General features: G+C 72.4%; 6 protein-coding genes. 1 reads left to right on the forward strand and 5 read right to left on the reverse strand.

The genetic code is table 11. The features are described from left to right. Positions 1 to 66: 66 nt before the first annotated feature. Positions 67 to 696, reverse strand: coding sequence for a hypothetical protein (locus WQ56_RS09405; protein WP_047136863.1), 630 nt, complete (start codon positions 694 to 696; stop codon positions 67 to 69). Between the two features lie 184 nt (positions 697 to 880). Between WQ56_RS09405 and WQ56_RS09410 the strand changes: the two genes are divergently transcribed. Next, entirely contained in the window at positions 881 to 4,600 is a 3,720-nt protein-coding gene (locus tag WQ56_RS09410; RefSeq protein WP_047136819.1) for an indolepyruvate ferredoxin oxidoreductase family protein, read from the forward strand. A gap of 114 nt (positions 4,601 to 4,714) precedes the next feature. Here WQ56_RS09410 and WQ56_RS09415 read toward each other — a convergent pair whose 3' ends face one another. From WQ56_RS09415 to WQ56_RS09430, 4 genes are all read right to left on the reverse strand, one after another. After that, positions 4,715 to 5,338, reverse strand: coding sequence for a DUF938 domain-containing protein (locus WQ56_RS09415; protein ID WP_047136820.1), 624 nt, complete (start codon positions 5,336 to 5,338; stop codon positions 4,715 to 4,717). 43 nt (positions 5,339 to 5,381) lie between these two features. Beyond that, entirely contained in the window at positions 5,382 to 5,663 is a 282-nt protein-coding gene (locus WQ56_RS09420) for a DUF3253 domain-containing protein (protein WP_047136821.1), read from the reverse strand. A 6-nt stretch (positions 5,664 to 5,669) separates the two neighbouring features. Further along, the gene (egtD, locus tag WQ56_RS09425) at positions 5,670 to 6,653 is read right to left on the reverse strand and encodes an L-histidine N(alpha)-methyltransferase (protein ID WP_047136822.1); all 984 of its coding nucleotides are present in this window, start codon (positions 6,651 to 6,653) and stop codon (positions 5,670 to 5,672) included. Continuing rightward, positions 6,650 to 7,016, reverse strand: a 367-nt coding sequence (locus tag WQ56_RS09430) for an SUMF1/EgtB/PvdO family nonheme iron enzyme (RefSeq protein WP_047136823.1), incomplete at its 5' end; no start/stop codon positions are given. The genes WQ56_RS09430 and egtD, both read right to left, overlap by 4 nt.

Consider the following 7,016-nt stretch of genomic DNA (forward strand, 5'->3'; position numbering starts at 1 on the left):
CCGGTTCCTGTCCGCCGCCCCATGCCAGGCCCCGCCGGCAGCCCGCGGCCGCCGGCATCCTGAGCGTCAGGGCCAGGCGGGCGGGTCGGCCTGCCAGGCGGCGAAGACCTCCGCCAGCACCGCACGCTCTGCGTCCGTCCAGCCGGGCAGCAGTTGCGGGAACCGCGCCGGGTCGTCCCACAGTCGCGGTTCGGTCCGCACCGCGGCCGCGTACCACTGCTTCGCCTCGTCGCGGCGGTCGAGCCGCCACAGCGCCAGCGCGAGCGTCGGCGGCGCCCACGACGGCTTGACCAGCCGTCCGTCGAGCGCGTGCACCCACTGCGCCAGCGCCGGACCCGGCTGGCCGTCGCGGTACAGGTCCCAGCCGTAGTTCCAGTGCACCGCGCTGCGCAGCGGCGCGCGCGGCGCGAGCGAGGCCAGCAGTTGGTCGTACAGCGCGCGGCCGGTGTCCTGCCGGCCGCTGCGCATCAGCGCCTGCGCCAGCTGCGCGCGCGCCTGGTCGGCGTTGCGGGCGTTGCGCTCGACCAGCTGCAGCAGCCGGCCATGGACCGCATCGCCGTCGCCTGCGATCGCCACGACCGGCGCGGCGGTCCGCGCATCGGCGTCGAAGTAGAACTCGGCCGGTGCCGGCACGCGTTGCGCCCACGTGGCCGAGGCCAGCAGCGCGCAGGCCAGGCCGGCCACCGATCGCAGCATGTTCCGCATTGTCGTCCCCTCGATCGACGCTCCCCAGCGCCGTGCGCGGGCCATTGTAGCGGGCTGCGGCGACCGGGCCGCGGCGGGGCCGCTGCTACACTGCGTCGCCTTTTTTCGCCAGAACGTCGCCGGCCGCCGCGCCGCGCGACCCGCCAGCGCCCGCGCGCAAGCCAGAGTTCCCGCCATGACCAGCACCGCCGAACTGTCCTCGCCCGCGTCCGCCCGCTCCGGTCTGACCAACGGCGTGGTCGACGCCGACTACACGCTCGACGACAAGTACACGCGTACCTCCGGGCGCATCTACCTGTCGGGCGTGCAGGCACTGGTGCGGCTGCCGCTGATGCAGCGCCTGCGCGACGCGGCGGCCGGCCTCAACACCGGCGGCTTCGTGTCCGGCTACCGCGGCTCGCCGCTCGGCGGGTTCGATCTGGAGCTGTGGCGCGCGAAGCAGTACCTGGCGCAGGCGAACGTGAAGTTCCAGCCCGGCCTCAACGAGGACCTGGGCGCGACGATGGTCTGGGGCACGCAGCAGACCAACCTGTTCCCGGGCGCGAACGTCGATGGCGTCTACGCGATGTGGTACGGCAAGGGCCCGGGCGTGGACCGCTGCGGCGACGTGTTCAAGCACGGCAACGCCGCCGGCACGCACCGCCACGGCGGCGTGCTCGCGCTGGCCGCCGACGACCACGCCTGCCGCAGTTCGACGCTGCCGCACGGCAGCGAGGGCGAGTTCACCAGCGCGATGATGCCCATCCTCAACCCGGCCGGGGTGCAGGACATCCTCGACATGGGCCTGCTGGGCTGGGCGATGAGCCGCTACACCGGACGCTGGGTCGGCTTCAAGACGATCGCAGAAACCGTGGAGTCGTCGATGTCGGTCGACGTCGATCCGTTCGGCCTGCAGATCGTCACCCCCGACGACTTCGAGATGCCGGCCGGCGGCCTCAACATCCGCTGGCCCGACCCGCCGATGGACCAGGAGATGCGCCTGCACCGCTACGCGGTCAAGGCCGCGCAGGCGTTCGCGCGCGCCAACCGCATCGACCGGCTGGTGCTCGACACGCCCGACGCGCGTTTCGGCATCGTCACCACCGGCAAGAGCTACCTCGACGTGCTGACCGCGCTCGAGTACCTGGGCCTGGACGAGGCCGCGTGCCGGCGCTTGCGCATCCGCGTCTACAAGGTCGGCATGACCTGGCCGCTTGAGCCGGTGGGCATCCGCAGCTTCGCGCGCGGGCTGCGCGACATCCTCGTCGTCGAGGAGAAGCACGGCTTCATCGAGGGCCAGATGAAGGAGCTGTTCTACAACTTCGACGGCGAGCGCCCCAGCATCGTCGGCAAGTACGACGAGGACGGCGCGTGGATCCTGCCGAGCACCGGCGAGCTGACCCCGGCGACGATCGCCGGCGTCATCGCGCGGCGCATCCTGCGCTTCCTGCCCGACGAGGGCAGCGAGCGGCAGAAGATGCACGACGTGCTGCAGTGGATGGAGGCCAAGGAGGGCGAACTGGCGCTGCCGCGCGCGCAGTTCCCGCGCGTGCCGCATTACTGCTCGGGATGCCCGCACAACACCTCGACGACGGTCCCCGAGGGCTCGCGCGCGCTGGCCGGCATCGGCTGCCACTACATGGTCACGTGGATGGACCGCAGCACCGAGACGTTCACCCAGATGGGCGGCGAGGGCGTGACGTGGTGCGGGCAGGCGGCGTTCACCGACACCCCGCACGTGTTCCAGAACCTCGGCGACGGCACCTACTTCCACTCCGGCTCGCTGGCGATCCGCCAGTCGGTCGCGGCCGGCGTCAACATCACCTACAAGATCCTCTACAACGACGCGGTCGCGATGACCGGCGGCCAGCCGGTCGACGGCACGCTGACCGTGCCGCAGATCGCGCACCAGGTACGCAGCGAGGGCGTGGACGTCATCGCGCTGGTCAGCGACGACATCGGCAAGTGGTCGAGGCGCGACCTGTTCCCGTCCGGCGTCGAGTTCTTCGATCGCCGCGAGCTCGACGCGGTGCAAAAGCGCCTGCGCGAGGTGAAGGGCGTGAGCGTGCTGATCTTCGACCAGACCTGCGCGACCGAGAAGCGCCGGCGCCGCAAGCGCGGCCGGATCGCCGACCCGGCCAAGCGGGTGTTCGTCAACACGCTGGTGTGCGAGGGCTGCGGCGACTGCGGGCGCAAGTCGTTCTGCGTGTCGGTGCTGCCCCGCGACACCGAGTTCGGGCGCAAGCGCGAGATCGACCAGAGCAACTGCAACAAGGACTACGCCTGCGTCGAGGGCTTCTGCCCGAGCTTCGTCACCGTGCACGGCGGTCGACCGCGCAAGGGCCGCAAGGTCTCGGCGGCCGAGAAGCTCGCCGACCTGCCGATGCCGACGTTCGCGACCGACCTGGCGCAGCCCTGGAACATCCTGATCACCGGCGTGGGCGGCACCGGCGTGGTGACGATCGGCGCGCTGCTGGGCATGGCCGGGCACCTGGAGGGCCGTGGCTCGACCGTGCTCGACCAGACCGGCCTGGCGCAGAAGGGCGGCGCGGTGACCACGCACATCCGCATCGCGCGCGCGCCGTCGGACATCCACGCGGTGCGCATCGCCGCCGGCGAGGCCGACCTGGTGCTCGGCTGCGACATGGTCGTGGTCAACGACTACTGGACGCTGTCGAAGATCCGCGGCGACCGCTCGCAGGTCGTGCTCAACACCTACGAGGCGATGCCCGGCACGTTCACCACGCGCCCGGACATGCAGTTCCCGGCCGGCGACATCGTCGCGGCGATCGAGCACGCGCTCGGCGGCCGCGCGCCGCTGCGCGTCGACGCCACCCAGCTGGCGACGGCGCTGCTGGGCGATGCGATCGGCGCCAACCTGTTCATCCTCGGCTACGCCTGGCAGCGCGGGTTGGTGCCGCTCTCGTTCGACGCGATCATGCGCGCGGTCGAGCTCAACGGCGCGGCGGTCGAGATGAACAAGACCGCGTTCGCGTGGGGCCGCCTGGCGGTCGTCGATCCGGCCACCGTCGAGGCCGCGGCCGGGCTGGTGCGCAACGCGCCCAACGCCGCCGAGCGCCCGGTGCACGAACTGCCCGTGCTGCCGCCGGGCGAGTGGGAGACCAGCGAATGGGGCGCGACGTCCGCGCCGCGGCCCACGCGCGAGGAAGCCGACCTGCGCCACGTGCCGGCGCACGACGCCGACGCCGATGCGGTCGCGTTCCTGCCGCTCGACGACCTGCGCCTGTCGCGTTCGCTCGACGAGCTCGTCGCGCGCCGCGCCGCGTTCCTCACCGACTACCAGGATGCCGCCTACGCGCGGCGCTACACCGGCTTCGTCGCGCGCGTGCGCGAGGCCGAGACAGCGCGCGCGCCCGGCTCGACCGCACTGACCGAGGCGGTCGCCCGCTACCTGTTCAAGCTGATGGCCTACAAGGACGAGTACGAGATCGCGCGGCTCTACACCAGCGGCGAGTTCCGGCGGCGGCTCGAACAGCAGTTCGAGGGCGACTACACGCTGCGCTTCCACCTCGCCCCGCCGCTGCTGGCCGCCCGCAACGACAAGGGCGAACTGGTCAAGCGCGCGTACGGCCCGTGGATGTTCAAGGCCTTCGGCGTGCTGGCGAAACTGAAGTTCCTGCGCGGCGGCCCGTTCGACGTCTTCGGCCGGACCGCCGAGCGCCGGACCGAGCGGCGCCTGATCGGCGAGTACGAGGCCACCGTCGCCGGCCTGCTCGACCGCCTCGACGGCGGCAACGTCGACCTGGCCGCGCAGATCGCGAGCGTGCCCGAACACATCCGCGGCTATGGCCACGTCAAGGAGGCGCAGTTGCACGCCGCCAAGGCGCGCGAGGCCGAGCTGCTGAAGGAGTGGACGAATCCGCTGCGCGTGGTGGTGCGCAGCGCGGCGGCGTGACGCCGGTGCAGGCGCGCTCGCGCGACCGGGCCTGCCAGGCAATACCTCGCGTACAGGCGCACGCCTACGGACGTGTGCGGGCCACCGGCGTGACATCCGGAGGCCGGTCGACGTTCAATCCCGTCGTCGCCGCCACACCAGGCACCGGTTGTTCGCCGGCATCCCGATATCGGCCTCCAGCCGCAAGCCGATTTGCGCAGCGAGCGCATCGACCGCTTCGAGGTCGCGGATCCCCGATGCCGGATCGCGCGCCCTCAACCATTGATCGAACGCGGCGTTGCTGTCGCTGGTGAACCGGCCGTCGACGTTGAACGGCCCGTAGACGACCAGCGTCGCGTCGGGCGCGAGCGCATCGTCGAGGCCGGCGAAGCAGGCCTCGACCGCCGGCCAGCCCATGATGTGCAGCGTGTTGGCGGTGAACGCGGCATCGAAGCGGCCATCGGGCCCGTCCGACACCGGCCACGGCCCGGCGGTCACGTCGAGCTCGACCGGCGGCGGGGTGTTGTCCAGCGCCGCCTCGTCGAGCCACTGCGCGATGCCCGGCAGCTGCGCGACGCGGTCGGTGCACTGCCAGCGCAGGCCCGGCAGCGCGGCCGCGACATGCACCGCGTGCTGGCCGGTGCCGCTGCCGATTTCAAGCACGCGGCTGCGCGTCGCGAACGCGTCGCGCAGCACCGCGAGGATCGGATCGCGGTTTCGTTCGCAGGCGGGTGCGAAGGGTTTGTCGGTCGACGGCATGGCGGGCGGGCGATGGGATCGGGCGCCCATCGTAGGCGCTCGATCAACCGCTTGCCGACCAGCGCGGCCCGCGGCGCAGGCGCACGGGCCCCGGCGGTGGCGCGTCCGGATCGACCACCGCCCCGCGCTGCGTGATCTCGAGCGTGCCCGCGTGCGCCAGCGTGGCGGCGACGTTGCGGACAGCGGGCATCAGCGCGCGCCAGTCGCCGCCCGGCCGTAGCGCACGCGCGACCTCCGAGGGGCAGATCGAGGCCTCGGCCGTGCGCGTGGCCAGCAGCGCGAGGATGCGCGCGCGCAGGACCGCGGCCTCCCCCTCGCCCGCCATCGAGGCTCAGACCGGCCGCAGCAGGCGCAGGCCGAACCAGTCCTGCGGATCGTTCCAGCCGTGCGTCACCCGCAGGCCCGCCGCGCGCGCGAGCGCGGCGAACGAGGCGTCGGTGTACTTCTGGCTGACCTCGACGTCCATCGCCTCGCCGGCCTCGAACGCGAACGCCCGGCCGCCGACGTGCACCGTCTGTGCGCGCTCGCTGACCAGCGCGGTCTCGATGCGCAGGCGTTCGCGCGCATACACCGCACGGTGGTGGAACGCGTCGAGGTCGAAATCGCTGCCGATCTCGCGGTTGAGCCGGGCCAGCAGGTTCAGCGTGAACGCCGCGGTGACGCCGGCAAGATCGTTGTACGCCGCCTCGACGACCGCCGGATCCTTGTCCAGGTCGATGCCGACCAGCGCGCAGCCGTCCTCGCCCATCGTGCGCCGCATCGACGCCAGCAGCCGCACGGCCTCCTCGTCGCCGAAGTTGCCGAGCGTGGAGCCGGGGAAGAACACCAGCGTGCGGCTCGCGCGGCGCGCGGCGGCCGGCAGCGGTACCGGCGCGGTGAAGTCGGCGCACACCGGCAGCATCTCGACGTCGGGGTGGTCCTGCGACAGCCGGGTGACGCTGTCCATCAGCGCCGTGCGCGAGATCTCGATCGAGGTGTAGGCGACCGGGTCGTCGAGCCCGTCGAGCAGCAGCTCGGTCTTGCGCCCGCTGCCGCTGCCGAACTCGACCACGTGCACGCCCGCACCGATCGCCTGGGCGATCGTGTCCATGCGCGCCTCCAGCAGCGCCAGCTCGGTGCGCGTGAGGTAGTACTCGGGCTGGCGCGTGATCGCCTCGAACAGGCGCGAGCCCTCGGCGTCGTAGAAATACTTGGACGGCAGCCGCTTGGGCGTGCGCGACAGGCCGGCGACGGCGTCGGCGGCGATGTCGTCGGGACGCGGGCGCAGGTCGGTCAGCGCGGCCTGCGCACGGGCGCGGGCGGTGGCGGCGTTCATGCGGAATCCTTGGCCAGGCGCAGGCCGGCGAACTGCCAGCGCGCGTCGGAGGGGAAGAAGTTGCGATAGCTCGCGCGCACGTGGTCGGCCGGGGTGGCGCAGCTGCCGCCGCGCAGCACCCACTGCGCATCCATGAACTTGCCGTTGTACTCGCCCAGCGCGCCCGGCCAAGGCCGGTAGCCGGGATAGGCGGTGTAGGCGCTGTGGGTCCATTCCCACACGTCGCCGAACAGCTGCTGCAGCCCGGTGTCGGCGGCCCCCGGCGCGCAGGGATGCAGGCGGTCGGCATCGGCGAAGTTGCCGCCCACCGGCACGCCGGCGGCGGCCTGCTCCCATTCGAACTCGGTCGGCAGCCGCGCCCCG

The organism is Luteimonas sp. FCS-9 (genome assembly GCF_001014645.1).
GTDB lineage: Bacteria > Pseudomonadota > Gammaproteobacteria > Xanthomonadales > Xanthomonadaceae > Luteimonas.

Bases quoted from the DNA above. Each gene is read 5' to 3' on its own strand.
- WQ56_RS09405 (WP_047136863.1), bottom strand. From the start codon at position 696: ATGCTGCGATCGGTGGCCGGCCTGGCCTGCGCGCTGCTGGCCTCGGCC.
- egtD (WP_047136822.1), bottom strand. From the start codon at position 6,653: ATGAACGCCGCCACCGCCCGCGCCCGTGCGCAGGCCGCGCTGACCGAC.
- WQ56_RS09410 (WP_047136819.1), top strand. From the start codon at position 881: ATGACCAGCACCGCCGAACTGTCCTCGCCCGCGTCCGCCCGCTCCGGT.
- WQ56_RS09420 (WP_047136821.1), bottom strand. From the start codon at position 5,663: ATGGCGGGCGAGGGGGAGGCCGCGGTCCTGCGCGCGCGCATCCTCGCG.
- WQ56_RS09415 (WP_047136820.1), bottom strand. From the start codon at position 5,338: ATGCCGTCGACCGACAAACCCTTCGCACCCGCCTGCGAACGAAACCGC.